The following is a 26,197-nucleotide window of genomic DNA, read 5'->3' as shown; positions in this document are numbered from 1 at the left end:
CCGTTCTCATGCCCGGCGGCACGCCGGCGCGCAGGAGCTGTCCGGCCCGTGGAGCGCCGGTCCCGGGACCCGGATTCCACCGCGGCGACGGAGTACGGCGCGGGCGCCGGCTTCTTCCCGGGTCCGGACTCCGCCCGGGGCCGACCGGCACGACACGGCACGCGACGGGTGCCGCCGTCAGCGGAAGCCGGGCCCCCCGGCGCCGACCGGCGGCCCCGTCCGGCAGGGGACCGCCGCGGCCGGGAGGGGGGTGAGCAGGCATCGGCCGATCAGGCCCACGCTCGCGTCCAGGGACTCGCGGAACTCACCGGCCAGTTCGGGCGAGCGGCGCAGGGTCCACAGCAGCCGGGCGGAGGCCCACGCGCCCCCGCGGGCCCGTTCCAGGCTCCACGAGCCGAGCAGATGGGTCAGCGGGTCGGCGATCTCCAGCAGGTCCGGGCCCGGCATCAGCTCCTCCCGGATCTGCTCCTCCAGCGCGACCAGGGTGTCCCCGACCCGGTCGAAGTCCGCTTCGAGGGCGCGGGGTTCGCAGTCCAGGGCCCGGCAGGCCGACACCACCGCGAGCGCCAGGTCGTGGCCGATGTGCGCGTTGATCCCGGCCAGGGCGTGCTGGAGCGGACGCACCCCCGGGTGACGCCGGTACTGGAGCAGGGGGCGCCAGCAGGCCGGGGCGCGGTCCGACTCGACCGCCGCCAGGTACCGCTGGGCGAACCGCACGCCGAGGGTCTGCGCCGCCCGTGGCGCGGGGAACTCCCCGCTCTCGATCCGGCGGTGCAGGTTCCGGGTCACCGTCAGGTACACCCGGTTGAAGACGGCGACGCCGTCCTGCGGCGGCAGCCGCTCGTCCAGGGCGCTCATCCGCGCCAGCACCGCTTCCATGGGAGGCAGCGTCGCAGGCCCCGCCGGGGATCCGGGGAACTTGGCCGTACGCTTCCCCGGTTCGGGCGAAACCCCGTCAACGCTGCTTGTCCTGCGGCTCCTCGCCGTCGTAGGCCGAGGTGCCCGCGTCGAGCAGGGGCTGCTGTTCCTTCAGGTGCGCGGGGGCGAAGTACCGCAGCGCGTGGTAGCCGGTGATCACCACGATCGTGCCCAGGGCGATGCCGCCGAGCTCGAAGCTGTCGGTGATCTGGAGCTCGACCCCGCCGACGCCGATGATGATGCCCGCCGCGGCCGGCACCAGGTTCAGCGGATTGCGCAGGTCCACCCGGCCGTTGATCCAGATCTGCGCGCCGAGCAGTCCGATCATGCCGTAGAGGATCACGGTGATGCCGCCGAGGACCCCGCCGGGGATCGCGGCGACGACCGCGCCGAACTTGGGGCACAGGCCGAAGAGCAGCGCGAAGCCGGCCGCCGCCCAGTAGGCCGCGGTCGAGTAGACGCGGGTGGCGGCCATGACGCCGATGTTCTCGGAGTACGTGGTGTTGGGCGGGCCGCCGACCGCGGTGGACAGCATGGACGCGGCCCCGTCGGCGGCGATCGCCGTGCCGAGTTTGTCGTCGAGGGGGTCGCCGGTCATCTCTCCGACGGCCTTGATGTGCCCGGCGTTCTCCGCGATCAGCGCGATCACCACCGGCAGCGCGATCAGGATCGCCCACCACTCGAAGACCGGGGCGTGGAAGGAGGGCAGGCCGATCCAGTCGGCCTCGGCGACCCCGGACAGGTCGAGGCGCCAGTGGTCGACGGCCTCGGGTCCGCCCGCCGTCGAGTGGATCTTCCCGAAGGCCAGGTCGAAGATCCAGGAGATCCCGTACCCGAAGAGCAGACCGAGGAAGATCGCGATCCGCGACCAGAACCCGCGCAGGCAGACCACGGCGAGCCCGGTGAAGAGCATGGTCAGCAGGGCCGTCCACTGGTCCTGCGGCCAGTACGTCGAAGCGGTCACCGGGGCCAGGTTGAAGCCGATCAGCATGACCACCGCGCCCGTCACCACCGGAGGCATCGCCGCGTGGATGATCCGCGCGCCGAACCGCTGGACGGCCAGACCGGACAGGAACAGGGCCGCTCCGACCACGAAGACGGCGCCGGTCACCACCGCGCTGTCGCCGCCCGAGGCCCGGATCGCCGCCGCCACGCCCACGAAGGAGAGCGAGCAGCCCAGGTACGAGGGAATGCGGCCGCGCGTCGCGAGGAGGAAGATCACCGTGGCGACGCCGGACATCATGATGGCGAGGTTCGGGTCCAGGCCCATGAGGACCGGCGCCACGAAACTCGCACCGAACATGGCCACCACGTGCTGGGCGCCGAGCCCCGCGGTCCGCGGCCACGTCAGCCGCTCCTCCGGCCGGACCACCGCGCCGGGGGCGGGGGTCCTCCCGTCGCCGTGCAGGGTCCAGCGCACGCCGAGGCCCATGTTCCGCTCCGTTTCTCCGGCTGCTCACACGTCGAGGCCGCGGCGCAGGAGGTGCCGCCGCGGCCGGCGATGTATTACGGCCGGGTTCCAGCAGGTTCGTCCCGGTTGGCCGGACCGGCCTCCCCCGTAGCCTGCCCCACCGCGGCTCCCGGCCGCAGCACCGCCGCCCCCACCACCAGGGCGAAGGCCAGCAGGGTGACCAGCCCGAAGGAGACCACCAGCGAGGTCGCGTCGGCCACCGCGCCGATCGCCGAGGGGGCGATCAGCCCCGAGGTGTAGGTGATCGTCGCGACACCGGCGATCGCCTGCGCCGGGTTCGGACCGCTGCGCGCCGCGGCGGCGAAGGCCAGCGGCACCACCACCGCGATGCCCAGCCCGATCAGGCCGAAACCGGCCAGGGCCGCGGCGGGCTCCCGGACCGCGACCACCAGCAGCCCGCCTGCGGTGGCCAGGACACCGCCCACCCGGACCGTGCGCACCGCCCCGAACCGGTCGACCACCCGGTCCCCGGCCAGCCGCGCGGCGGCCATGGTGAGCGCGAACGCCGTGGTGGAGGCGGCCGCCAGACCGGCATCGGTGTGCAGGACGTCCCTGAGGTAGACCGCCGACCAGTCCAGGCTCGCACCCTCCGCGAACACCGCCGCGAACCCGATGGCACCGATGAGCAGCGCCGACTTCGGCGGCAGCGTGAAATGCGGAGGTGCCGGTGCGTCCTCGGCGCTCTTCAGATCCAGCACCCCCTGTACGGCGGCCAGTCCGGCCGCAGTGAGGACCAGAGCGGCGATCAGGTGGTGCAGCCGCGCGTCCGTCCCGGTGTGCGCGGCGAGCGTCCCGGCGGCGGAGCCGAGCAGCGCTCCCACGCTCCACATGCCGTGCAGCGAGGACATGACCGAGCGGCCGAGCCGGTTCTCCGTCTCCACGCCCAGCGCGTTCATCACCACGTCCGACATGCCGGCCGTGGCTCCGTAGACGAGCAGCGCACCGCACAGGACCGGGAGGTTCGGGGCGAGGCTCGGGAGGACGAGGGAGAGGGTCCACAGCGCCAGCAGCGCCCGCAGCGCCGTGCGGGCGCCGAGGCGGTGGTTGATCCGCCCCGCCAGCGGCATCGCGAGCGCCGCGCCCAGTGCGGGGAAGGCGAGGGCCAGCCCCAGGGTGCCCGCACCGAGCTGAGCGTTCTCCTGGATCCACGGGATCCGGGTGGCGAAGGAGCCGGTGACGGCGCCGTGGACGCAGAAGACGGCGGCGATCGCGAAGCGGGCATGGCGCAGGCGCGCCGGGCTGAGTTCTGTTTCCCCGGTCATGAGCGGTAAATTATCAGGAACCCTGCCTGATGGTTAATGGCTCCGACCTCCCTAAGATGGGCGCCGTGACTCCTGCCAAGGCCCCCGCGACCGCCGCCACCGTTCCGTCCCCCGCCTCCCCGAGCACGGCCCGGGCCATCAACGACCGCCTCGCCCTGCGCCACCTCCAGGAGTCCGGCCCCCTGACGGCCACCCAGCTCAAGACGCTGACCGGCCTCTCGCGGCCCTCGGTCGCCGACCTCGTCGAGCGGCTGACCGGAGCGGGGCTGATCGAGGTCGTCGGCGAGGCCGGCGAACAACGGCGGGGCCCCAACGCCCGGCTGTACGGGATCGTCGCCCGCCGGGCCCACCTGGCCGCCCTGGACGTCCGCACGGACAGCGTCACCGCGGTGATCACCGACCTGCTCGGCCATCCCCTGGCCGAGGCCGCCCTGCCCGTCGGGGCACCCGAGGACGCCGTGGCCGCCCTGCTGCGCACCGCCGGCGAAGCCGGCGCGGGCGCGCTGCACACCGTCGTCATCGGAGCCCCCGGGCTGGTCGCCCCGGGCAGCGGCGAACTGCGGGACACCACCGGCCTGCCCGGCTGGCACCGGGACCTGGTCGCCGCCCTCCAGCGGAGCCTGACCGCCGTGGTCGTCGTCGAGAACGAGACCAACCTGGCCGCCCTAGCCGAGCAGCGCCTGGGCGCCGCCCGCGACCTCGACTCCTTCGTCCTGCTGTGGCTCGGCGCCGGGGTGGGCGCGGCCGTGGTCCTGGACGGCCGGCTGCGCCGGGGAGCCTCCGGCGGTGCGGGCGAGATCGGCTTCCTCCCGGTCCCGGGCACCGGCGCCCTGCCCTCCGCCACCGACTGCGGGGGCGGGTTCCACGCCTTGGCGGGCCGGGACGCGGTGGCCGCGCTGGCCGCCGAGCACGGATTCCGGGGCCCGGCGGAGGAGGCCGTGGCCGGCGCGGCGGGCGAGCCCTTCCTCGACGCCCTGGCCGAGCGCCTCGCGCTGGGCGCGGCCGCGGTCGCGGCGGTCCTGGACCCGGGCTGCGTGGTCCTGGCGGGCGAACTCGGCCGTGCGGGCGGCCCGGCCCTGGCCGCCCGGGTCGCCCGCCGCCTCACGGCGCTGACCCCGGTCCCGACGGAGGTCCGCGCCACGGCCCTCGGCGGCCCGGCCGTCCTGGCGGGGGCCCGCCTGGCGGCGCGCGAGGCGGCCCAGGAGGTGCTGTTCGGCGGCTGATCCGGCGCCCCGCCCTGCGGCGCCGGACCTGCTGTCCGGCGGCCGCGCGGCCGGGGCCCGTCCCGAGGCCCGGGCCCGCCCCGCGGCCGCGGACTCCGCCCGGGCTACCGCCCCCGCTCCGCCAGGAACCGGGCGAACGTCCCCCGGCCCGTTCCGTGGGACGGCGTCAGGTTTCCGCCCCGCCGGAAGCCCGCGTACGCCCTTCCGGCCAGCCGCAGTCCGACGACCCGCCGCCGCCGGCGGCCCGTCGCGTCCAGCTGGATGCGGGCCCACTCCTGCAGGGTGCGGATCTCCGGGCCGCCCATGTCCGGGACCCGGCCCGCCGGGGTGGGGACGGCGAGCTCGGCCAGCCGGTCCGCCACGTCCCCGACGGAGACCGGCTGCACCCGCACCCCGGACGGCAGGAGGACCACCGGCAGCTTCGCCGCCGTGTCCACCAGGCGCGCCACCAGGTCGTGGAACTGCGTGGTGCGCAGGATCGTCACGCCCAGGCCCGAGGCCTCCAGCAGCCGTTCCACCTCGAACTTCGTCCGGTAGTAGCCGAGCGGCACGACGTCCACCCCGACGATCGAGATGTAGACGAGGTTCGTGACCGTCCCCGCCCGCCGGGCTGCTGCGATCAGGTGACGGACGGCCGCGTCGTCCCCGCCGCGCGGGGACGACGCGCAGTGCACGACCACCTGCGCGCCCGCCGTCGCCGCGTCCAGTCCGCTGCCGTCGCGCAGGTCGACCGGGAAGTCCGGGGAGTGCCGGCTCAGGACGCGGACGTCGTGCCCGGCGGCCCGCAGCCGCGTGACGACCGCAGTGCCGAGGGTGCCGGTGCCTCCGGTGACGAGGACGGTGCTCATGACGTCGGTCCTTCCTGGGGGGAAAGCGTTCACCGCTGCGGACCGGGAGGTCCCGGGGCGGTTGCGGCGCCGCCGGGCGCCCCGCGCACGGGCAGCCGAACCGCGGAAGGATCATACGGCGGGACGTACGCGAGGACCCGGTGGCCGCCGGGCCACCGGGTCCTCACGTCAGGTCACCTGCGGGAGTCAGCAGGCTCCCTGGTCCTTCCAGACACCCCAGTCACCGGTGGTGCCGGGCTCCTCGTGCTGCGTCCACCACTGGGCCTTCCAGTTGCGGCCCTTGTGGGAGACGAGGTTGCCGCTGTTGTAGACCGTGCCCGCCACGTACGCCGGGCTCGTGCACGTCCCGCCCGGCGGGGTCGTCGGGGGCGTGGTGGGAGGTGTCGTCGGGGGAGTCGTGGGCGGCGTGGTCGGCGGCTGGGTGCCGCCCGGCTGCACCACGGTGGTGCCGCGCGCCAGGTCCCCGGCGAGGGCGTACGCCGTGCCGGAGATGTTCACCGTCCAGTTGGAGGGGGTGGACACCGGCAGGTAGTAGTTGAACGCCAGGTCGACCGAGGCGCCGGGGGCGAGCGACTGCCAGGCCGGGAGCTTCAGGGAGACCCGGTGGAAGTTGCCCTTGAGGCCGCCGGCGTTGCTCCCGGTGTGGTCGCTCCTGATCACCTTGGTGCCGAAGCCGGACTGGTCCGAGGCGTTGCCCGGGGCGGCGGTGGCGTAGTCGAACTGGAACTCCGTGCCGCCGGGCAGCGCGGACCCCGTGTTGTTGGTGATCTTGATCTTCGGAGTGATCGGGTAGTTGGAGTCGCCGAGCTTGAACTCGGTGAACTCCGTCTTGATGTCCACGGCCTGCGCGGGCAGCGCGGTGTCGGACTTCTTCGCGCCGTACGGGGCGGCGGCCTTGAACTTGTCGTACATCAGCGAGGTGAGCGTGTCGCCGGTCTCGTACTGGCCCTTGGCGGCGTTCCAGCCGTAGTCGCCGGCCATCTCCCAGACCATCGTGCCGCCGATGCCGCGGTCGACCACGTAGTCGGCCTTGGCCGCCACCGACTGCTCGTCCTCGGTGGAGAGGAAGACCTTCTTCTGTGCGTTCCACAGCCACGGCGCCACCAGGGTGGAGTCGTACTTGCGTGCGTAGGTGCCGGTCAGGGTGGTGTTCGCCGGGAAGCCGTACTTGGTGACGTAGTCGCCGACGATCCCCTTCTCCAGGTTCTTGGCGTGCCACATGGGGTTGGATCCGGCGGGCGACTCGACGCCGTTGGTGTCCTTGTCGTGCCACAGGTTGTCGATGCCGACCGCGCCGTCACCGCACTTGGTGAGACCCGCACCGGCCGGGCAGGTGGTCGCGGCGGCCTTGCCCCACAGGCCGTCGGTGCCGCCCTGCACGTTCTTGTGGCCGCGGGTGTAGTAGGGCAGGCCGATGTTGATGCGGCCGGCCGGCATGGACCCGCGGAAGTAGTGGTACGCCCAGTCGGTGTTGAGGTAGCCGATGCCGCCGTACTGGGAGCTGCCGTAGACGTTGGCGGCGGCCAGCTCGGCGTCCTTGCCGTCGTCGAAGAGCGAGGCGTTCGGGCCGACGTACTCGTTCCAGGCGCCGTGCAGGTCGTAGGACATGATGTTGACGTAGTCCAGGTACTTCTGCATCTGGAACGTCTCCATGCCCCGCAGCAGGTAACCGGAGGAGGGGGCGGCGACGGTGAGCAGGTAGTGCTTGCCGTCGGCGGCGCCGGCCCGGTCCAGCTTCTCGCGCAGGCTCTTCATCAGGGCGTCGTAGCCCTTGACCAGCCCGGCCCGGCGGGCGTTGGCCAGCTGCCAGTCGAGCGGGTTGCCCGCGTCCTTCATCGTGGTCGGGTACTCGTAGTCGATGTCGACTCCGTTGAACCCGTACTTCCGGATGAACTCGACCGAGGAGTCCGCGAAGGTGTCGATGCCGGCCTGGTTGACCGAACCGTCGGCGTTGGTGGCCATCGAGTAGAAGCCGCCGGAGTTCACGCGGTTGCCGTCGTCGCCGAAGTAGCCGCCGGTCTCGGCCCAGCCGCCCACCGAGATGAGCGTCTTGACGTCGGGGTGCTGCTTCTTGAACTTCGTCAGCTGGTTGAAGTGGCCCTTGTAGGGGAGCGACGGGTCCATCTCGGCGCCCGCGACGCCCGGCCAGGTCATCCCGGTGGCCGCGTTGTTCGTGCCGTCGGCGCCGACCGAGATCTTGTTGTCGGAACCGACGTGCGCGAAGGCGTAGTTGATGTGGGTGATCTTCGACCACGGGATGTTGTTGGCGAGGTAGGCGGGGGTGCCGTCCTTGCCGGTGCGCCAGCCCGTGAAATAGCCGATCACACGGCGCTGGTGGTCGGCGCCCATCTTCTCGCGGCCTTCGGTGTCGTACACCGAGCAGTACGGGACGTCGACGCCGGCCGTCTTGTACAGACCGTCCGGGCGACAGGATTCGTTGTCGGCGGCGTGCGAGACGCCCGCGGAGAGCCCGCCCACCAGCAGACCGGCGATTGCGGCGCCGGATGCCAGGAGCATCGCTCTCGTACGTGTGGGGGACAGCATGGTGCCTCCTGGGGAGGGGAGGTGGCAGGACATGGCGGAGCACAACGGAGAGGAGCAGGGCAACAGCAAGGTGACTGACTCGTGTTGGCCCGTGACGTGCGCACATCTGACGAGCCGTTCCCGGCAAGATGAAGGGAACGTTAAGAGGACTAGACCAACCCGTCAATAGGTCTGGACCAAAGTGCGAGTCAACGGGTCACGACCCGTGCGGCGCCTGGCCGCCGCCCACCCCGCCCGCCGCGACTCCCGGAAGCTCTCCCGCTGGGCAGGCCGGCCGGGTCCGCCTGTGATCCGCCCCCCTGTGAGCCAGGCCACATGACATCACTCGGACGGCCGCGGATCACCCGTGGCAGACTGGCTCCAGTACCAGTAAGCAGCGCACTCCGGGGTCGGTGTAATTCCGAACCGGCGGTTATAGTCCGCGACCCGTCCGCAGCCAGCGGCCGGTTGACCAGGTGAGATTCCTGGACCGACGGTTAAAGTCCGGATGGGAGGCAGTGCGCGGCAGGCCAGTGACCGGTACGCCGCCGTCGGCGGTTCGTCGGCGTATTCCCTGCGGGATACGTGCCGGACCGGACCGTTCTTTCCGGCATCGGCGTCCCCGTGTGCGCCGGCCTGCTTCATCTGTCGTGTCCCGACAGGCCCCGGAGTCCGTGCCCGATGAGGCAGGAGGACCCGGTGGCGACGCACACCACGAACGCAGCACCCGACGCGGGCATCCGCGCCATGCGCCGAGCCGTCGAGCTCGCGGCCCGTGGCCTCGGCTCCACCACGCCCAACCCGGTCGTCGGCTGCGTCCTCCTCGACGCCGCGGGCACCGTCGTCGGTGAAGGCTGGCACCAGCGGGCCGGCGGCCCCCACGCCGAGGTCCACGCCCTGCGCGCGGCAGGAGACGCCGCCCGCGGCGCCACCGCCTACGTCACCCTCGAACCCTGCAACCACACCGGCCGTACGGGCCCCTGCGCCCAGGCCCTGATCCGGGCCGGCGTCGGCCGCGTGGTGTACGCGGTGTCCGACCCGAGCCCGCAGGCCGGCGGCGGAGCCGCCACCCTGCGCGCCGCCGGCATCGAGACCGAGGCCGGACTCCTCGCCGACGAGGCCGAGCAGGGCAACGCCGCCTGGCTGACCTCCGTACGCCTGGGCCGCCCCCACGTCACCTGGAAGTACGCCGCCACCCTCGACGGCCGCAGCGCCGCCGCGGACGGCAGCAGCCGCTGGATCAGCTCCGCCGGGTCCCGCGCCGACGTCCACCGGCTGCGCGCCGAATGCGACGCCGTCCTGGTGGGCTCCGGCACCCTGCGCGCCGACGACCCGCACCTCGCCGTCCGCGGCATCGACGGGGCGGGGCAGCCGCTGCGCATCGCCCTCGACGCCCGCGCCACGGTCCAGGCCACCGCCCGCATCCTCGACGGGGCGGCGCCCACCCTGATCGTCGTCGGCGAGGACGCCGACACCCGCCACCTGCCCGGCGTCGACACCCTGCGCCTGCCCCTGCACGACGGACGCATCGGCGTCCACGACCTGCTCGCCCGGCTGCACGACCGCGGCATCCGCTCCGTCCTCCTGGAAGGCGGACCCGCCCTGGCCGGTGCCTTCCTCGAAGCCGGAGCCGTCGACCGCGTCATCGGCTACCTCGCCCCCGCCCTCCTCGGCGCGGGCCCGGCCGCCCTCGCCGACGCCGGAATCAGCAGCATCTCCGGTGCGCAGCGCCTCGACATCACCGAGGTGGTCCGCATCGGCCCCGATCTCCGCATCACCGCAGTCCCCGTCACCGCCGCCACCCCCACCAAGGAGCACTGAGTGTTCACCGGAATCGTCGAAGAACTGGGCGAGGTCGCCGCCGTCGAGCAGCTCGCGGACGCCTCCCGCTTCCGCCTGCGCGGCCCCCTCGTCACCGAGGGCGCCAAGCACGGCGACTCCATCGCCGTCAACGGCGTCTGCCTCACCGTCGTCGACACCGCCGACGGCGAGTTCACCGCCGACGTCATGCAGGAGACCCTGAACCGCTCCAGCCTCGGCGCCCTCACCCAGGGCTCCCGGGTCAACCTGGAGCGGCCCATGGCCCTCGGCGGACGGCTCGGCGGACACCTGGTCCAGGGGCACGTGGACGGCACCGGCGAGATCCTCTCCCGGACCCCCTCCGAGCACTGGGAGATCGTCCGGATCGCGCTGCCGCACAGCCTCGCCCGGTACGTCGTCGAGAAGGGCTCCATCACCGTGGACGGCGTCAGCCTCACCGTGGTCGAGGCCGCCGCCGACTGGTTCAGCATCAGCCTGATCCCCACCACCCTCGCGCTGACCACCCTGGGCATCAAGCAGCCCGGCGACCCCGTCAACCTCGAGGTCGACGTCCTCGCGAAGTACGTCGAACGCCTGCTGGCCGCCGGGGTCGACCCGCTGCACGCCGAAGGAGCCGACCGGTGACCGCCCTGACCTGGCTCAACGCGGAGGCCTTCACCGTCTTCGGCCAGAAGGTCATCTGGTCCGACATGATCGGCAACCTGATGGGCCTGGCCGCCCTCGCCCTCGGCTGGCGCCGCTCCCTGTGGACCTGGCCCGCCCAGCTCCTCTCCGGCCTGATCCTCATCGCCGCCTACGCCTCCGCCCACCTCTCCGGCGGCGTCGGCAAGCAGCTCCTGGTCATCGGCGTGGCCGCGTGGGGCTGGCGCGCCTGGCAGCTCGGCCGGCAGCAGGCCCAGGACGGCTCCATCGCCGTGCGCACCGCCACCTGGAAGGAGCGCGGCCTGCTCCTCGCCGGTGCGGCCCTGGGCACACTCGCCGTCGGCGGGCTGTTCACCCTCTTCCCGCACCTGTCCTGGAGCCCGTGGGCCGACGCCTACATCTTCGTCGGCACCGTCGTCGCGATGATCGCCCAGGCCCGGCGCCTCGTCGAGTTCTGGTTCGCCTGGCTCCTCGTCGACCTGGTCGGCGTCCCCCTCGCCTTCAGCGGCGGACTGGCCTTCTCCGGCCTCGTCTACGTCGTCTACTTCGCCCTCGTCCTGTGGGGCGCCTACGACTGGTACCAGCGCTCGCGCACCACCCCCGCCCCGGCCCTGGAAGGAGCAACGGCATGACCCCCACCCTCAAGCCCGTGCCCGACGTCCTCGACGTCCCCGAAGAGACCTTCCGCCTCGACCCCGTCGAGCAGGCCATCCGCGACATCGCCGCCGGACGGCCGATCGTCGTCGTCGACGACGAGGACCGCGAGAACGAGGGCGACCTCGTCATCGCCGCAGAGAAGGCCACCCCCGAGATCATCGCCTTCATGATGAGCGAGTGTCGGGGCCTGATCTGCGCCCCCATGGAGGGTCCGGAACTGGACCGGCTCGAACTCCCCCAGATGGTCCAGCACAACACCGAGTCCATGCAGACCGCCTTCACCGTCTCCGTCGACGCGAGCGCCGCCCACGGGGTCACGACCGGCATCTCGGCCGCCGACCGCGCCACCACCCTGCGCCTCCTGGCGAACGGGACCTCCGAGCCCGGCGACTTCGTCCGCCCCGGCCACGTCTTCCCGCTGCGCGCCAAGCCCGGCGGCGTCCTGGTCCGCAACGGCCACACCGAGGCCGCCGTCGACCTCGCCCGCCTCGCGGGCCTGCGCCCGGCCGGCGCCATCGTGGAGATCGCCGGCGAGGACGGCGTCATGCTGCGCCTGCCCGAGCTGATCCCCTTCGCCCGCAAGCACGGCCTGACGATCATCTCCATCGAGGACCTGATCGCCTACCGCCGCTCCGCCGAGCCCACCGTCCGCCGCGAGGCCGAGGTCAACCTGCCGACCGCCTTCGGCGACTTCACGGCGTACGGCTACCGCTCCACCGTCGACGGGGTCGAGCACGTCGCCCTCGTCCACGGCGAGATCGGCGACGGCGGCGGGACGGAGGGCCTCCTGGTCCGGATGCACTCCGAGTGCCTGACCGGCGACATCTTCCAGTCCCAGCGCTGCGACTGCGGCCCCCAGCTGCACGCCTCCATGGAACGCATCCAGGCCGAGGGCCGCGGCGTCGTCGTCTACCTGCGCGGCCACGAGGGCCGCGGCATCGGACTGCTGTCCAAGCTGCGCGCGTACGAGCTCCAGGAGCGCGGCCGCGACACCCTCGACGCCAACCTCGAACTGGGCCTGCCCGCCGACGCCCGGGACTACGGCGCCGGCGCGCAGATCCTCGCCGACCTCGGCGTGCACAGCGTCCGGCTGCTGACCAACAACCCCGACAAGTCCGACGCCCTCGTCCGGCACGGCATCACGGTCAGCGGCCGCGAGGCCATGCCCATCGAGGCGGGCGAGCACAACCTGCGGTACCTGCGCACCAAGCGGGACCGGATGGGACACGACCTGCCCTGGCTGGAGGGGGCCGTGACCACCTCCGCCTGCGGCAACCAGTAACCAGTAACCAGTAACCAGTACCAGCGAGCGAGCACCGGTCACCGAAGCAGTGACCGCACCACCACCGAGGAACCGAGGAGCAGAGCTGTGAGCGGCAAGGGCGCACCCGAACTGAGCGTGAAGAACTGCGGAGACCTGCGAGTCGCCGTGGTCGCGGCCCAGTGGCACGAGAAGGTCATGGACGGACTGGTCGACGGCGCCCTGCGGGCCCTGCACGAGCTGGGCATCGACGAGCCCACCCTGCTGCGGGTCCCCGGAAGCTTCGAGCTCCCCGTCGTGGCGAAGGTACTCGCCGGTCGCGGATACGATGCCGTCGTCGCCCTCGGCGTGGTCATCCGCGGCGGCACCCCGCACTTCGACTACGTCTGCCAGGGCGTCACCCAGGGCCTGGTACAGGTGTCGATCGACACCGGAGTCCCCGTCGGCTTCGGCGTCCTGACCTGCGACAACGACGAGCAGGCGCTGGACCGCGCCGGACTCGAGGGGTCGAACGAGGACAAGGGGCACGAAGCGGTCACCGCCGCCGTCTCCACCGCCATGACCCTGCGGACCGTCAGCGAACCCTGGCGCTGAGTGGCGCACGGGAACCCCGTATTCTGAGGACCATCATGGCGAACCAACCCTCGAAGACCTTCGAAGAGCTCTTCACCGAGCTCCAGCTCAAGGCCGCCACCGGCGACCCCAGCACCTCCCGCACCGCCGAACTCGTGGGCAAGGGCGTCCATGCCATCGGCAAGAAGGTCGTCGAGGAGGCCGCCGAGGTCTGGATGGCCGCCGAGTACGAGGGCAAGGAAGCCGCCGCCGAGGAGATCTCCCAGCTGCTCTACCACGTCCAGGTGATGATGGTGGCGCGCGGGATCTCCCTCGACGACGTCTACGCGCACCTCTAGGCCGGAGCCCCCCCCGCGGCCGGGCCGGCCCTCCGGGCCGACCGCCGCACCCCACGTCACGCACCTACGCACCCAAGGAAGCACCATGCTGCGCATCGCCGTCCCCAACAAGGGTTCACTCTCCGGACCGGCGTCGGCGATGCTCCATGAGGCCGGCTACCGCCAGCGCAAGGAGTCCAAGGAGCTCGTGGTCGTCGACCCCGAGAACGAGGTGGAGTTCTTCTACCTCCGCCCCAAGGACATCGCGATCTACGTCTCCTCGGGCAAGCTCGACATCGGCATCACCGGCCGTGACCTGCTGCTCGACTCCGGCGCCAGCGCCGAGGAGATCCTGCCGCTGAACTTCGGCCGCTCCACCTTCCGCTACGCCACCAAGCCCGGCACCGCGAAGGGCCCCGAGGACTTCCACGGGATGACGATCGCGACCTCGTACGAGGGAATCGTCGCCAAGCACCTCGCCGACCAGGGGATCGACGCCTCCGTCGTCCACCTGGACGGCGCGGTCGAGACGGCGATCCAGCTCGGCGTCGCCCAGATCATCGCGGACGTCGTCGAGACCGGGACCAGCCTGCGCAACGCCGGCCTCCAGGTCATCGGCGAACCGATCCTCACCTCCGAGGCCGTCGTCATCCGCGGCAACGGCACCGACGCCGACGACCCGCGCGCCCAGCAGTTCCTGCGCCGCCTCCAGGGCGTCCTGGTGGCCCGCAGCTACGTGATGATGGACTACGACTGCCGCGCCGAGCACCTGGAACGCGCCGTCGCCCTCACCCCGGGCCTGGAGTCGCCGACCATCTCCCCGCTGCACAACGAAGGCTGGGTCGCCGTCCGCGCCATGGTCCCGGCCAAGGAAGCCCAGCGGATCATGGACGACCTGTACGAGCTGGGCGCCCGCGCCATCCTCACCACCTCCATCCACGCCTGCCGTCTGTAGGAGGCGTCCGGCGGACCACGGCCGGGCCCGCCCCGCCCGCTCCACCGGACACCCCCTCACCCGTACGCCCCCTCCCGAAGGCATCGCACGCACATGGCCGAGTCCGCCGCCCAGCCCGCACCGCCCGCCCTGCCGGTCACCTTCCGGCCGACCCGCACCCGGGTCGTCCTGCTGGGCGTCGGGCTCGCCATGTTCGTCACCATCACGGCGGTCGCCGTCCTCCTGGAGAACCTCAGCCCCGGGGAGCGGGTCAGCTTCGTCTTCACGGCGGCGCTCCTCACCTCCGTCCTCGTCCTGCTCAGCCGCCCCAAGGTGGTCGCGGACGAGAGCGGCGTCACCGTCGTCAACCTCACGACCACGCGCCGCCTGGAATGGGCCCAGATCCTGCGGGTCAACCTGCGACCCGGCGACCCCTGGGTCTTCCTCGACCTCAGCGACGGCACCAGCCTCCCCGCCCTCGGCATCCAGCCCGGCGTGGCCAGGCAGCAGGCCGTCGCCGACGCCCGCGCCCTGCGCGCCCTCGCCGAGACCCGCGGAACCGGCGCGCACGACCACTGAGCCCGCGCCGCGCCGCACCGGAGCCGTCCTCGCGACGGACCCGAGCGGCCGCGCCCCGCCGCTGCGTCCCATTGCGGCGGCGACCTCAGTGACTACCCTGGTGGCGGGGCGACGCCGTGCGCCCTCCCACCGGCCCCGGGACCCCGAGGCCCGCGGGCCCCTGCGACTTGAGGAGTGACTCCCTCCAGCAATGGACGGAACGTCCGGCAATACCCGCGCCGCCCTCCCCCCGGAGGCGGCGGCATGACCACCCCGCTACTCCTGCTCATGGCGGCATTCGCCCTCATCCTCGCCAACGGCTTCTTCGTGGCGGCCGAATTCGGCCTCGTCACCGTGGAGAAGCCCGAGGCCGAACGCGCCGCGGCCGACGGCGACCGACGTGCCCGCACGGTGGTCGAAGCCCTGCGGGAGCTGTCCTTCCAGCTCTCCGGCACCCAGCTCGGCATCACCATCACCTCCCTCGTGGTCGGCATGCTCGCCGAGCCCGCCCTCGCCGCACTGCTGGCCGGGCCGCTCACCGCCGCAGGCCTCCCCGCAGGCGCCACCGCCGGCGTATCGGTCGTCATCGGCATGCTGCTCGCCTCCGCCGTCCAGATGGTCGTCGGCGAGCTCGTCCCGAAGAACTGGGCGGTCTCCCGGCCGCTCCAGGTCGCCCGCTTCGTCGCAGGCCCCCAGCAGGCCTTCTCCAGCGCCCTGCGACCGGTCATCGCCGGCCTCAACGCCGTCGCCAACCGGCTGGTACGGGCCCTCGGTGTGGAACCCACCGAGGAGATGGCCTCCGCCCGCACCCCCGGCGAACTGGTCTCCCTCGTCCGCCATTCGGCCCAGGCCGGAGCCCTCGAACAGGACACCGCCGACCTGTTCGTACGGACCCTCTCGCTGGGCGAGCTCACCGCCCAGCACGTCATGACCCCCCGGGTGAAGGTCAGCGCCCTCCAGCACACGGCCACCGCCGCCGACGTGCTGAACCTGACCCGGGCCACCGGCCTGTCCCGCTTCCCCGTCTACCGCGAGCGCATCGACGAGATCACCGGCGTGGTCTGCCTCAAGGACGCCCTCGCGGTACCCGAGGAGGAACGTGCCCGCACCACCGTCGGCCGGATCTCCGTCTCCCCCCTGCTGGTACCCGGCTCCCTGCCGGTCCAGCCCCTGCTGGAGCGGCTGCGCAGCGAACAGCCCATGGCCGTGGTGGTCGACGAGTACGGCGGCACCGCCGGCGTGGTCACCCTGGAGGACATCGTGGAGGAACTCGTCGGCGAGGTCCGCGACGAACACGACCACGCGGAGGACGGCCGCCCCGAGCTGGCCGCCGTACCCGCCGAAGACGGCCGCCCCGCCTGGGAAGCCGAAGGCAGCTGCCGGGTGCAGACCCTGCGCCGCATAGGCCTCGAAGTGCCCGAAGGGCCCTACGAGACCGTGGCAGGCCTCGTCGCCGACCTGCTCGGCCGCATCCCCGCCCCCGGCGACCGCGCGGAACTCCCCGGCTGGAAGCTGTCCGTCCGGCAGGTCGGCCGCTACCGCGCCGAACGGGTCCGGCTGGTGCGCACGGCCACCGCCACCGCCCCCGCCGCACTGGAAGCGGTGGGCCGGTGAACGCCCTCCAGCTCCTGTTCGCCCTGCTCCTCGTCCTCGCCAACGGCTTCTTCGTCGGCGCCGAGTTCGCCCTGGTCTCCGTACGCCGCAGCCAGATCGAACCCCTCGCCGCCGACTCCAAGCGGGCCCGCCAGGTCCTCCACGGCCTGGAGAACCTGCCCCGCATGATGGCCGCCGCGCAGTTCGGCATCACCCTGTGCTCCCTCACCCTGGGAGCCGTCGCCGAACCCACCGTCGCCCGGCTCCTGGAGCCCGTCTTCCACGCCCTCCACGTGCCGCAGGGCCTCGTCCACCCCCTCGGCTACGCCCTCGCGCTCGCCGCGGTGGTCTTCCTGCACCTGGTCATCGGCGAAATGCTCCCCAAGAACCTCGCCATGGCCGCCCCCGAGAAGACCGCCCTGTGGCTCAGCCCCGGACTGGTCGCCTTCGCCCGCCTGTGCGGGCCGGTCACGACCGCGCTCGGCGCCTGCGCCACGCTCGTCCTGCGGCTCTTCAAGGTCGAGCCCAAGGACGAGGTCGAGGCCGTCTGCAACCGCGCCCAGCTCGGCCGCCTCGTCGAGGACTCCCGGCAGGCCGGGCTCCTGGAACCGGGCGAGCAGGAACGGCTGGAGGACGCCCTCGAACTGGGCAGCCGCCCCGTCACCGACGTCCTCCTCGCCCGGGACCGCATCGTCACCGTCGGCCCCTCGGCCACCCCGCGGCAGATCGAGCAGCTGACCGTGCGCACCGGCTACTCCCGCTTCCCCGTCCGCGCCGCCAGCGGAGCCTTCATGGGCTACCTGCACGTCAAGGACGTACTGGACCTGGAGGACCGGGAACGGGCCGTGCCCCAGCGGGTCTGGCGCCGCATGACCACCCTGTCCGCGACCCTCCCGCTCGACGACGCGCTGAGCGTCATGCGCCGGGACGCCACCCACCTGGCCCAGGTCGCGGACGCCGCAGGACGCGTGCTCGGCCTCGTCGCGATGGAGGACGTCCTGGAGAAGCTGGTCGGCGAAGTACGCGACCCCGCACACCGCACCGCGCCCGCGGCCCGCCGCCCGGAGCCCCGCCTCGAGCACCGCCCGGAGCGTGCGGAACACAGCTCCGAGGGTGCCCTGACCGGCTGACGGAGCCGCCCGCCGCAGCGCCGCGGCCCGCCCCACGGCCACCCGCGGCGCCACCGCCCGCAGCCGCCCCCGCTCACAGCGGCGGCGACTCCGGGCGGTCCTGCGGACCCCGGCCCGACAGCACCTCCCCGTACGCCTGCATCAGGTCCGCAAGCCGCAGCGTCGCCAGGTCGTCCCGCGAGGGCTCGCCCGCGAAGCCCGCCAGCCGCAGGTCCCGGTAGGCGCAGCTCTTCTCGTACAGCGTGCGCAGGAAACGGCCGTTGCCCAGCTCGTCGATCCAGCCCTGGTCCACCACGTGACCGCTGATGCTGCGCAGCTCCTCCAGCGCCTCCTCGTCCCAGCGGTCCCCGTTCGCGTCCGCCACCACACCGCCGATCGCGGTCAGCTCCAGCGGCCGGTAACTCGGGAAGTCCACCCGGGTGGTGAACCGCGAGGACAGCCCCGGATTGGCGGCCAGCAGCCGGTCCATCCCGGCCGGATAGCCCGCCAGGATCACCACCAGGTGGTCCCGGTTGTCCTCCGCCCGCTTCAGCAGCACCTGCAGGGCCTCGTCCCCGTACGCGTCGCCCTTGCTGTAACCCGAGTTGGACAGGCTGTACGCCTCGTCGACGAACAGCACCCCGCCGATCGCCGAATCGATCAGCTCGTTCGCCTTCACCGCCGTCTGCCCCAGGAACTCGCCCACCAGGTCCGCCCGCTGGGCCTCCACGAGGTGGTCGCCGCCCAGCAGACCCAGCGCGTAGAAGACCCGGCCCAGGATCCGCGCCACCGTCGTCTTGCCCGTACCCGACGGACCGGAGAACACGAAGTGCCGTTTCGGCGGCTGCACCGGCAGCCCCTGCCCGGCGCGCAGCCGCGCCATGTGCAGCTGCGCCGACAGCGCCTTCACCTGCCGCTTGACGGGCTCCAGACCCACCATCCGCTCCAGCTCCGCCAGCGCCTCGGCGAGCGCCGCCGGATCGGCCGGACCGGCCGGCAGCCCCGCCGGCGTGACCTGCGGGGGGACAGGTGCCTTCCGCCGCGTGCCCCCGCCCCGCCCGGCCGGGGGCACCCCGGGCGAACCCGGGCCGTAGCGCGGATCCGGCGGCTCGGCCGCCGCCAGCGGATCCCCCTCCGGCTGGCCGTCCGCGGCGGTGTCCGGGACCGGCCCGCCGCCCAGGGCCACCGCCGCGAAGTCCCCGCCCGCCGGGGACGGACCGTGCCCACCCCACGCCCCGTAGCCCGTGAACCCCGCCGGACCGGCCAGCCCGGCCATGCCGTCGGTGTCGTCACCGTCCTCGATGGCCGTCAGCCGGGCCGCCGTGTCCATGAACGACGGGTCCACCCGGTGCACCGCCCGGTACAGCGGCAGCGCCGCCGCACTGCGCCCGGTGCCCTCGTGCGCCCGCGCCAGCCAGTACCGCAGCTCCTTGCGCTGCGGCTGCTCGCTGCGGCACCGCATCAGCGCCGCCGACAGCAGCGGCTCCGCCTGCCCGTACATCTCCAGCCGGACCCGGGCCATCCCGCCGAACAGCCCCGCCTCGATCCCCAGCAGCGGATCGTCCACCAGCGGCTCGGTGTGCCGCACCAACTGCTCCCAGTCCTTGACCAGGTACGCCCGGCAGGCGTGCAGGAACCGGACCTGCGGATCGGTGTCCACCGGCGGCAGCGCGGCCAGCGCCTGGTCCAGCTCCGGCACGTGGCGGCCGTCGAGCCAGTGCGAGGCGTGCGCCAGCAGGAGGTCCCGCCTGCTCTCCAGCACCGGCTGCACCCACCAGCCCAGCCAGTACCAGGAGTTCAGCGTCCGCCGGTGCCTGGCCCGCTGCTCGCCGAAACGGTCCCGGTGCGCGTACATGCGCACTAAGGCGTTGGCGGTGTCCACCCGGAGCGCGTGCAGACCCAGCCAGGCGTCGGCCATCGCGGGATCGAGTCGTACGGCCGCCCGGAACTCCTCCTCGGCCTGCGGGTAGGCGCCCATGGTGCAGGCGTCGACCCCGCGCAGCCAGGCGAGTTCGGCCGGGGCGTGGGTGCTGCCCGGCATGCCGAAATCCATCACGTCCCCCACAAGCCTGCCCCCGTGGTGCGCGGCAACCCCCGCGTCGAGCACGGGAGTTGTCCGGAGCCCCGACTGGCGTCGCTGAAATCAGGGCTGCATCGTACCTGCGGTTTCGCACCTTACGTAGGGGGCGACGGCCCGGGTTCGGACGCCGCCGCCCAGCCCGTCACGTGACTCAGGGTGAGGAAACGGGGGGCGATCCACCCCGCCGGACACCGGCGGCCCCGGCGTTTTCGGGGGCAGAGCGAAGCCCCCGATCACGGGGGAACGATCGGGGGCTCCGCATCCGCGGCAGCCGGTGACGGCGCCGCATTCAGAACGTAAGGCCGCCGCCCGGCCCCGGTCAAGCACGCCGGCGGAGGCCCGGTGGGGCCCGGGTCCAGGCCCGCTCAGGCCCGGGGGAGGTCGTCACCGTCGGTGACGGAACGGGTGGTTCCCGCCGTCGCACCGGCCCCGGAAGACCACTCGTATCCCGTACCGCTCTGCCGCACCAAGGTGTCCGCGAAGGGGCGCGAAGGGTCATCCGAGAAGTGCGCGCGCTCCGCGCGCTCCCATCCGTCCCAGAAGCCGGACAGTTCCCGCCCGTCCCGCTCCCGTCCGCGCCCCCAGGACCGCTCGCGCGGGGTCTCCATCCACAGCAGCCGCGCCAGGTGCGGGCGCAGCGCCCGCCGCCCGGCCCCGACCCCCTCGACGAGGAGCACCGGCGCCGGCTCCAGCACCCGCTCCGCACCGAAGCGCCGCTCCACCCAGTCGTACGGGGCCCAGTGCGCGGGCCGCCCCGCGGCGAGCGGCTCCAGCACCTGGGCGCGCAGCCGCTCCTGCCAGCCGAACAGCTCCTCGTGGGTGGCCACGTCGTCCAGGTGCAGCACCGGGGCCCCGCCCAGGGCCTCGCCGAGCCGCCCGGCGAAGGTGCTCTTGCCCGAGCCGGCGTGCCCGTCGATGCCGATCAGCCGGACCGGACCGAGGGACGGGGGCAGCGCGGCGAGCTCCCGCGCGAGGGAATCGAGTGACCGGTGCGGCTCCACCCCGCCACCCTACGGCCGGACCGGTCGTCACCCACGACACGAGCACGCGGCTTCGGCCCCCGGCCGCCGGGAACTGGAAGGGTGAAGCCACCGATGCACCGACCCACCCCTGGGGGAAGCCCGCGATGACCGCACCCACACCGCGCAGGGCCGTACTCGTCGCCGCACTCGCGGCCGCCACCGCCGCCACCGTCTCCGGGGGCAGCGCCTCCGCGGCGGCCCCGCCCGCCCCCCGCGGCCCGGGCCGCACCGTCGACAACCGGTTCTGGTACGCGTACGAGCACTGGCTCGCCGGCCGCCACCAGGGCACCCACGCCGTCCCCGGCACCCGCCCCGGCCTGGAGATCAGGACCCCGGCCGGCCGCACCGAGTACGCCGACCCGCACACCGGGAGGAGGAGCACCTGGGAGTACGCCGCCTGGACCTCACCCGTGCACCGCTCCACCGTGCCCGCCACCGAGGCCATCGCCTCCTGGAACGCCCGGACCCCCGCGGGCACCTGGATCCAGACCGAACTGCGCGGCACCTACACCGACGGCACCACCACCCCCTGGTACGTCATGGGCCGCTGGGCCTCCGCCGACACGGACATCCGCCGCACCTCCGTGGACGGCCAGACCGACGGCCGCTCCACCTTCTGGACCGACACCCTGGCCGTCGACGCCCCCACGAGCGGCCTGCGCCTCACCGACTGGCAGCTGCGCCTCACCCTGTACCGCAGGCCCGGCGCCACCGACGGGCCCACCGTCCGGCTGGCCGGAGCCATGGCCTCCGACGTCCCGGACCGCTTCACCGTCCCCGCCTCCACGCCCTCCGGCCAGGCCCACGAGCTGGCTGTCCCGCGCTATTCGCAGGAGGTCCACGCCGGCCGCTACCCCCAGTACGACAACGGCGGCGAAGCCTGGTGCAGCCCCACCTCCTCCCAGATGGTCGTCGAGTACTGGGGGTGCAGGGCAGCCGCCTCCGACCTGGCCTGGGTCGACCCGGACTACTCCGACCCGCAGGTGTGCCACGCCGCGCGCTCCACCTACGACGCCGCCTACCAGGGCTGCGGGAACTGGCCCTTCAACGCCGCCTACGCCGCCACCTACAGCCGGCTCGCCGCAGTGGTCACCCGCCTCACCTCCCTCACCGACCTGGAGGTCCTGGTCCGGGCCGGGATCCCCGCCATCACCACCCAGTCCTTCCGGACCGAGGAGCTCACCGGCGCCGGCTACGGCACCGCGGGCCACCTGATGACCGTCATCGGCTTCACCGCCGCCGGAGACGTGGTCGCCAACGACCCGAACTCGCCCGACAACGCGGCCGTCCGCCGCGTCTACAAGCGCCGCGAGTTCGAGAACATCTGGCTGCGCACCAAGCGCTACAACGCGGCGGGCAAGGTCGCCTCGGGCAGCGGAGGCGTCTGCTACCTCTACGCGCCCGCCGCGCCGAGCCCCGTCCAGGCCGCGGCGCTGGCGGCGGTCGGACTGATCTGACCCCGACGACTCCTGTCCGTCGACCGAAATCCGGATATACAGAACATGCTGGGGTAAATGGCAGATAAAGGCTTCTCGTAGGAGGCGGCCCGCCATGACCACCCATCCCAGCATCGAGCACCACCCCGACCTCGCCGAGATGCGCTCCCGGTTCGAGCGGGTGACCAGCACTCCCGCCGCGCAGGCCGTGGAGGCACTGGCCCTGGTCACGGGCCTGTACCTGGCAGCCTCGCCCTGGATCGCCGGGTTCAGCGTCCTGACCCCGCTCGCCGTCAACAACCTGATAGCCGGATTGGCGTTCTGCCTGTGCATGGGCGGCCTGGGTTCCGCTTACGAACGCACCCATGCCATGGCCTGGACGGCGGTCGCCCTCGGTGCGTGGACGATCATCGCCCCCTGGGCCATCGCCGGTGAGATGGACACGACCCGCACCGTGGTCAACAACGTGATCACCGGCCTCGTCGCCCTGTGCCTGGGCCTCGCCATGGCGGCGATGGCCCGACGCAACCGGGAGACCCGCGTCTGACCCGGGACACCGGACCCGCCGCCGGGCCCCGACCGCACCGGAACCCCGGAGCGGCCGGGGCCCGGCGACGTGACGCGTGCCACCAGTGACCCTCGTCATCTACCGCGAAGGCCGCGAACGCTGGCACATTGGACGCCATGACCGCGACGACTGCCGCCCCGACCGCCCGCGCCCGCAACCTCGTCCGTACCGGGGGCCCCACGGAGGATTCCTCCTGGCTGGAACACGTCCTGGGCTGGACCCTCGTGGTCGTCGTGGCCATGTTCGTCACCCAGGTCGGCTGGCTGTAACCCGCAGACCGCCGGTGACGATCACGCCGGAGGTGACCGGTGCCCGCTCGGCACGGACCTGCGGCAGGAAGACGAACGGCGGGACGACCGGGGGAGCGGGCAGCCCCCGGGGCTGAAGGTGACGCACATCCGCCCCTCGTTGCAGCCGCCGGACCTCGTCAGGTACGAGGTCACGTCTCCCCCCGGTTCCAGGGACAGGGCGCCGCACCGAGCCCGTACTCGTCCCCGCCGTCACGGGTGCGCAGCCGGTGGTCGCGCAGCGAGGCCGCACGCACCCTGAGCACCAGCACCCTCAGCGGCCTCCCGCCGTGGCCCCTCGGAAACACCCGCCGTCCGGGCCGACGCTCAGCCTCATGCCCTTGAGCCCGAGGTTGCCGCCCGTCGCGGACCGGCCGTGCGACGTCACCCGCCACGTCGATGTTTCCGGCCCGGAGGCCGAACCTCCCCGGCTCGCCCCGACCCCGTCCACCTGGTGACTGTCCCCCCGTACGTCGTCCGGTGCGCAGGGGGAAGCGCGGAGCGAGCTCGACGCGCAGGTCTGCCATACTTCGGGGCATCCCGTGGCAGTTCGAGGCTAGGGCTGACTTTGAATCACAGTCAACAGCGCGGTGCAACCGGCCGATCGCAGGTCCGCAGAGCCGAACTCATCGCCACCGGGCGCACCTTGTTCGCCGACACCTCGTACGACGCGCTCTCCATGGACGACATCGCCAAGCAGGCGGGCGTCGCCAAGGGGCTGATCTACTACTACTTCAAGAGCAAACGCGGGTACTACCTCGCCATCGTCGAGGACTCCGTCGCCGAACTCGTCGCCCGCGCCGGCGGGGACACCGACCTGCCGGCCGCCGAGCGGGTGCGCCGCACCGTCGACGGCTACCTCCACTACGCCGAGCACCACCACGCCGCCTACCGGACCATCGTCACCGGAGGCGTCGGATCCGACGCCGAGGTCCTGGCCATCCGCGACGCCGTCCGCGAGGAACTGGTCGCCACCATCGCCGAAGGCGCGTACGGACGCCGCACCGTCCCGCCGGTCGCCCGGCTGGCGCTCGTCGGCTGGCTCTCCTCGGTCGAGGGGATCACCCTGGAGTGGATCGGCGCCCCCGGCGTCGGCCCGGCCGACCCGGCCGCCGACCGGCCCGGCCGGGCCCGGCTCGGAGCCCTGCTCGTGCGCCAGCTGCGCGCGACCTTGACGGTCATCGAGGAGTTCGTCCCGGAGTGCCCCGCTCCGCCCGTCCCGGGGGAAGCAGCCCGGCCATAGGGACGATCTTGCACCGGTGACGGGAGGCGCCTGATCAGGCATACTCAACCCGCCGCAGCCACTGAACAGGCCCTTCCGCGACCCGGGAGGGCACCATCGGCTGTAAGAGCACCGAGACCCGGCGCCGCGTCCCACACCTCACGCGTCGCCGCCGTGCCCGATCAGGGAGGAGAGCGCCGCCATGACTGACCGCGCCCCGCAGCCGGTGGACCGTCAGCTGCCCACCGAGGAGTCCCGGGACCTCCTCGCCCTCGTACGCGAGATCGCCCAGCGGGAGATCCGCCCCCGGGCCGCCGAGGAAGAGGACTCCGGCCGGTTCCCCCGCGAGATCTTCACCCTGCTGTCCGAGGCCGGCCTGCTCGGCCTCCCGTACGCGGGCGAGTACGGCGGCGGCGAGCAGCCGTACGAGGTCTACCTCCAGGTCCTCGAGGAGCTCGCCGCGGCCCGCCTGACCGTCGGCCTCGGCGTCAGCGTCCATTCGCTCGCCTGCCACGGCCTGGCCGGCTACGGCACCAAGGAGCAGCAGGGCGCCCACCTGCCCGCGATGCTCGGCGGCGGCCTGCTCGGCGCCTACTGCCTCTCCGAGCCGGCCGCCGGCTCCGACGCCGCCTCGCTGACCACCAAGGCGGAGCGCGACGGCGAGGACTGGATCATCACGGGCACCAAGGCCTGGATCACCCACGGCGGAGTCGCCGACTTCTACACCGTCCTCGCGCGCACCGGCGTAGCCGGCCCCAAGGGGATCACCGCCTTCCTGGTCCCCGGGGACGCCCCGGGCCTGACCGCCGCCGTGCCCGAGAAGAAGATGGGCATGAAGGGCTCGCCCACCGCCCAGCTGCACTTCGACGGCGTACGGGTACCCGACGCGCGCCGCATCGGCGAGGAGGGCCAGGGCTTCACCATCGCCCTCGCCGCCCTGGACGCGGGCCGCCTCGGCATCGCCGCCTGCGCCATCGGCGTCGCCCAGGCCGCGCTCGACGAGGCCGTGACGTACGCCCTGGACCGCAAGCAGTTCGGACACCCGATCGCGGACTTCCAGGGGCTGCGCTTCATGCTGGCCGACATGGCCACCAAGATCGAAGCGGGCCGGGCCCTCTACCTGGCCGCGGCGCGGCTGCGCGACGCGGGCAAGCCCTTCTCCCGGCAGGCCGCCATGGCCAAGCTGTTCTGCACCGACGCGGCCATGGCGGTCACCACGGACGCGGTCCAGATCCTCGGCGGCTACGGCTACACGGCGGACTTCCCCGTCGAGCGGCTCATGCGCGAGGCGAAGGTGCTCCAGATCGTGGAGGGGACCAACCAGATCCAGCGCATGGTCATCGCCCGCCACCTGGCTGGCCCGGAAACCCGCTGACCGTACCCCGCGGCGCCTGGTAGAGCCCGCTGCCGCCGGCGGGCCAGACCGGGGACCCGGTCAGGCGCGACCACTCCGGATCCCGCCGGCCGGGCAGCGTACGCCCGTCATCGGCCCAGCGGGCCAGCAGCGCACGGTAGATGGGCGGATCGGGGGCCTGGCCCTGCTGGCCGGGATCGCGCTGAACCGATTCTTCGTAACCCGGCTGCACCGGGCGGCGCCGCCGGCCCGTTGAAGACTGAAGCATCGTCATGCCCGGCCAACGCCCCACCCCAGCACGGGGTAATCGCCCCCCACCCCCGCCCATCCGTTCGACAGCTCCCCGGGGTGGGGGTGGGGGGTGGGGGTTGGGCTTCGGGGGGCTGTTACCCCTTCTCGGGATCAGGGAGGGTTTGGGGGTTTCCCGCCAGTCCTATCGTCTCTCCGTGGCGGGGCGGGCGGTCAAGGGCGCTCCTTCGTCGCGTCGCTTCGCGATGGCCTTCGGCCCCCCTTGACCG

23 protein-coding genes and 1 riboswitch are annotated in these 26,197 nt (G+C 73.1%); of the genes, 16 read left to right on the top strand and 7 right to left on the bottom strand.

What is annotated here, in order from left to right; genetic code table 11:
* Positions 1–177: 177 nt before the first annotated feature.
* The 3 genes from ACFWUZ_RS21200 to ACFWUZ_RS21190 all read right to left on the bottom strand — a co-directional run bounded on the left by ACFWUZ_RS21200 (position 178) and on the right by ACFWUZ_RS21190 (position 3,651).
* Positions 178–879, bottom strand: coding sequence for a DUF5995 family protein (locus tag ACFWUZ_RS21200; RefSeq protein WP_384374903.1), 702 nt, complete (start codon positions 877–879; stop codon positions 178–180).
* 76 nt (positions 880–955) lie between these two features.
* The gene (locus ACFWUZ_RS21195) at positions 956–2,350 is read right to left on the bottom strand and encodes a uracil-xanthine permease family protein (RefSeq protein WP_384374900.1); all 1,395 of its coding nucleotides are present in this window, start codon (positions 2,348–2,350) and stop codon (positions 956–958) included.
* Between the two features lie 74 nt (positions 2,351–2,424).
* Positions 2,425–3,651 carry an MFS transporter gene (locus ACFWUZ_RS21190; RefSeq protein WP_384374898.1) on the bottom strand — a complete coding sequence of 409 codons (1,227 nt, stop codon included), beginning with the start codon at positions 3,649–3,651 and terminating at the stop codon, positions 2,425–2,427.
* A gap of 56 nt (positions 3,652–3,707) precedes the next feature.
* Here ACFWUZ_RS21190 and ACFWUZ_RS21185 point away from each other — a divergent pair, with 56 nt between their 5' ends.
* Positions 3,708–4,874, top strand: coding sequence for an ROK family transcriptional regulator (locus tag ACFWUZ_RS21185; protein WP_384374895.1), 1,167 nt, complete (start codon positions 3,708–3,710; stop codon positions 4,872–4,874).
* A 104-nt stretch (positions 4,875–4,978) separates the two neighbouring features.
* Here the strand turns inward: ACFWUZ_RS21185 and ACFWUZ_RS21180 are convergent, their stop codons facing one another.
* Both ACFWUZ_RS21180 and ACFWUZ_RS21175 read right to left on the bottom strand, forming a co-directional pair.
* Positions 4,979–5,722 (bottom strand): SDR family oxidoreductase, encoded by a 744-nt coding sequence (locus tag ACFWUZ_RS21180; protein ID WP_384374892.1) that lies wholly within the window; start codon positions 5,720–5,722, stop codon positions 4,979–4,981.
* Between the two features lie 186 nt (positions 5,723–5,908).
* Positions 5,909–8,266 carry a chitinase C-terminal domain-containing protein gene (locus ACFWUZ_RS21175; protein ID WP_384374889.1) on the bottom strand — a complete coding sequence of 786 codons (2,358 nt, stop codon included), beginning with the start codon at positions 8,264–8,266 and terminating at the stop codon, positions 5,909–5,911.
* A 374-nt stretch (positions 8,267–8,640) separates the two neighbouring features.
* Positions 8,641–8,771, top strand: a riboswitch (FMN riboswitch).
* Between the two features lie 155 nt (positions 8,772–8,926).
* Here ACFWUZ_RS21175 and ribD point away from each other — a divergent pair.
* The 10 genes from ribD to ACFWUZ_RS21125 all read left to right on the top strand — a co-directional run bounded on the left by ribD (position 8,927) and on the right by ACFWUZ_RS21125 (position 17,731).
* Positions 8,927–10,066, top strand: a complete 1,140-nt coding sequence (gene ribD, locus ACFWUZ_RS21170; RefSeq protein WP_384374886.1) for a bifunctional diaminohydroxyphosphoribosylaminopyrimidine deaminase/5-amino-6-(5-phosphoribosylamino)uracil reductase RibD — start codon at positions 8,927–8,929, stop codon at positions 10,064–10,066.
* Positions 10,067–10,690: a riboflavin synthase gene (locus ACFWUZ_RS21165; RefSeq protein WP_384374883.1), complete on the top strand. Its 624-nt coding sequence runs from the start codon at positions 10,067–10,069 to the stop codon at positions 10,688–10,690.
* Positions 10,687–11,340, top strand: coding sequence for a nicotinamide riboside transporter PnuC (locus ACFWUZ_RS21160; RefSeq protein ID WP_384374880.1), 654 nt, complete (start codon positions 10,687–10,689; stop codon positions 11,338–11,340). Before ACFWUZ_RS21165 ends, ACFWUZ_RS21160 begins: the two co-directional genes overlap by 4 nt.
* Positions 11,337–12,647 carry a bifunctional 3,4-dihydroxy-2-butanone-4-phosphate synthase/GTP cyclohydrolase II gene (locus tag ACFWUZ_RS21155; protein ID WP_384374877.1) on the top strand — a complete coding sequence of 437 codons (1,311 nt, stop codon included), beginning with the start codon at positions 11,337–11,339 and terminating at the stop codon, positions 12,645–12,647. The genes ACFWUZ_RS21160 and ACFWUZ_RS21155 overlap by 4 nt, the downstream gene beginning before the upstream one ends.
* A gap of 87 nt (positions 12,648–12,734) precedes the next feature.
* Complete coding sequence (gene ribH, locus ACFWUZ_RS21150) at positions 12,735–13,220, top strand: 6,7-dimethyl-8-ribityllumazine synthase (RefSeq protein ID WP_384374874.1); 486 nt, start codon at positions 12,735–12,737, stop codon at positions 13,218–13,220.
* A gap of 35 nt (positions 13,221–13,255) precedes the next feature.
* Complete coding sequence (locus ACFWUZ_RS21145; protein WP_384374871.1) at positions 13,256–13,537, top strand: phosphoribosyl-ATP diphosphatase; 282 nt, start codon at positions 13,256–13,258, stop codon at positions 13,535–13,537.
* A gap of 85 nt (positions 13,538–13,622) precedes the next feature.
* Positions 13,623–14,471, top strand: coding sequence for an ATP phosphoribosyltransferase (gene hisG / locus ACFWUZ_RS21140; RefSeq protein WP_384374868.1), 849 nt, complete (start codon positions 13,623–13,625; stop codon positions 14,469–14,471).
* 93 nt (positions 14,472–14,564) lie between these two features.
* A complete protein-coding gene (locus ACFWUZ_RS21135) occupies positions 14,565–15,029 on the top strand; it encodes a PH domain-containing protein (protein ID WP_384374865.1) in 465 nt (154 codons plus the stop codon).
* Positions 15,030–15,272: 243 nt separating this feature from the next.
* Positions 15,273–16,622 (top strand): hemolysin family protein, encoded by a 1,350-nt coding sequence (locus ACFWUZ_RS21130; RefSeq protein ID WP_384374862.1) that lies wholly within the window; start codon positions 15,273–15,275, stop codon positions 16,620–16,622.
* Entirely contained in the window at positions 16,619–17,731 is a 1,113-nt protein-coding gene (locus ACFWUZ_RS21125; protein ID WP_384374859.1) for a hemolysin family protein, read from the top strand. The genes ACFWUZ_RS21130 and ACFWUZ_RS21125 overlap by 4 nt, the downstream gene beginning before the upstream one ends.
* Before the next feature lie 73 nt (positions 17,732–17,804).
* Here the strand turns inward: ACFWUZ_RS21125 and ACFWUZ_RS21120 are convergent, their stop codons facing one another.
* Both ACFWUZ_RS21120 and ACFWUZ_RS21115 read right to left on the bottom strand, forming a co-directional pair.
* Positions 17,805–19,763 carry an AAA family ATPase gene (locus ACFWUZ_RS21120; RefSeq protein ID WP_384374856.1) on the bottom strand — a complete coding sequence of 653 codons (1,959 nt, stop codon included), beginning with the start codon at positions 19,761–19,763 and terminating at the stop codon, positions 17,805–17,807.
* 392 nt (positions 19,764–20,155) lie between these two features.
* Entirely contained in the window at positions 20,156–20,791 is a 636-nt protein-coding gene (locus tag ACFWUZ_RS21115; RefSeq protein ID WP_384374853.1) for a uridine kinase, read from the bottom strand.
* 125 nt (positions 20,792–20,916) lie between these two features.
* On the opposite strand from ACFWUZ_RS21115, the gene ACFWUZ_RS21110 reads away from it, so the two are divergent.
* From ACFWUZ_RS21110 to ACFWUZ_RS21090, 5 genes are all read left to right on the top strand, one after another.
* Positions 20,917–22,269 carry a peptidase C39 family protein gene (locus tag ACFWUZ_RS21110; RefSeq protein WP_384374851.1) on the top strand — a complete coding sequence of 451 codons (1,353 nt, stop codon included), beginning with the start codon at positions 20,917–20,919 and terminating at the stop codon, positions 22,267–22,269.
* Positions 22,270–22,363: 94 nt separating this feature from the next.
* The gene (locus tag ACFWUZ_RS21105) at positions 22,364–22,795 is read left to right on the top strand and encodes an SPW repeat protein (protein ID WP_384374848.1); all 432 of its coding nucleotides are present in this window, start codon (positions 22,364–22,366) and stop codon (positions 22,793–22,795) included.
* Between the two features lie 137 nt (positions 22,796–22,932).
* Entirely contained in the window at positions 22,933–23,085 is a 153-nt protein-coding gene (locus tag ACFWUZ_RS21100) for an SCO1431 family membrane protein (RefSeq protein ID WP_384374845.1), read from the top strand.
* A gap of 586 nt (positions 23,086–23,671) precedes the next feature.
* On the top strand, positions 23,672–24,346 hold the full coding sequence (locus tag ACFWUZ_RS21095; protein WP_384374842.1) for a TetR/AcrR family transcriptional regulator: 675 nt from the start codon (positions 23,672–23,674) through the stop codon (positions 24,344–24,346).
* 181 nt (positions 24,347–24,527) lie between these two features.
* Positions 24,528–25,700, top strand: coding sequence for an acyl-CoA dehydrogenase family protein (locus tag ACFWUZ_RS21090; protein WP_384374838.1), 1,173 nt, complete (start codon positions 24,528–24,530; stop codon positions 25,698–25,700).
* Positions 25,701–26,197: the final 497 nt, after the last annotated feature.

It is taken from the genome of Streptomyces sp. NPDC058646 (assembly GCF_042716875.1).
GTDB lineage: Bacteria > Actinomycetota > Actinomycetes > Streptomycetales > Streptomycetaceae > Streptomyces.
This window is presented reverse-complemented; position numbering and strand designations above follow the sequence as displayed.

Coding starts and splice junctions, on each gene's coding strand:
- ACFWUZ_RS21175 (WP_384374889.1), bottom strand. CDS start 8,266: ATGCTGTCCCCCACACGTACGAGAGCGATGCTCCTGGCATCCGGCGCC.
- ACFWUZ_RS21200 (WP_384374903.1), bottom strand. CDS start 879: ATGGAAGCGGTGCTGGCGCGGATGAGCGCCCTGGACGAGCGGCTGCCG.
- ACFWUZ_RS21105 (WP_384374848.1), top strand. CDS start 22,364: ATGACCACCCATCCCAGCATCGAGCACCACCCCGACCTCGCCGAGATG.
- ACFWUZ_RS21190 (WP_384374898.1), bottom strand. CDS start 3,651: ATGACCGGGGAAACAGAACTCAGCCCGGCGCGCCTGCGCCATGCCCGC.
- ACFWUZ_RS21155 (WP_384374877.1), top strand. CDS start 11,337: ATGACCCCCACCCTCAAGCCCGTGCCCGACGTCCTCGACGTCCCCGAA.
- ACFWUZ_RS21145 (WP_384374871.1), top strand. CDS start 13,256: ATGGCGAACCAACCCTCGAAGACCTTCGAAGAGCTCTTCACCGAGCTC.
- ACFWUZ_RS21110 (WP_384374851.1), top strand. CDS start 20,917: ATGACCGCACCCACACCGCGCAGGGCCGTACTCGTCGCCGCACTCGCG.
- ACFWUZ_RS21130 (WP_384374862.1), top strand. CDS start 15,273: ATGACCACCCCGCTACTCCTGCTCATGGCGGCATTCGCCCTCATCCTC.
- ACFWUZ_RS21180 (WP_384374892.1), bottom strand. CDS start 5,722: ATGAGCACCGTCCTCGTCACCGGAGGCACCGGCACCCTCGGCACTGCG.
- ribD (WP_384374886.1), top strand. CDS start 8,927: ATGAGGCAGGAGGACCCGGTGGCGACGCACACCACGAACGCAGCACCC.
- hisG (WP_384374868.1), top strand. CDS start 13,623: ATGCTGCGCATCGCCGTCCCCAACAAGGGTTCACTCTCCGGACCGGCG.
- ACFWUZ_RS21185 (WP_384374895.1), top strand. CDS start 3,708: ATGGGCGCCGTGACTCCTGCCAAGGCCCCCGCGACCGCCGCCACCGTT.
- ACFWUZ_RS21195 (WP_384374900.1), bottom strand. CDS start 2,350: ATGGGCCTCGGCGTGCGCTGGACCCTGCACGGCGACGGGAGGACCCCC.
- ACFWUZ_RS21135 (WP_384374865.1), top strand. CDS start 14,565: ATGGCCGAGTCCGCCGCCCAGCCCGCACCGCCCGCCCTGCCGGTCACC.
- ACFWUZ_RS21100 (WP_384374845.1), top strand. CDS start 22,933: ATGACCGCGACGACTGCCGCCCCGACCGCCCGCGCCCGCAACCTCGTC.
- ACFWUZ_RS21120 (WP_384374856.1), bottom strand. CDS start 19,763: ATGGATTTCGGCATGCCGGGCAGCACCCACGCCCCGGCCGAACTCGCC.
- ACFWUZ_RS21090 (WP_384374838.1), top strand. CDS start 24,528: ATGACTGACCGCGCCCCGCAGCCGGTGGACCGTCAGCTGCCCACCGAG.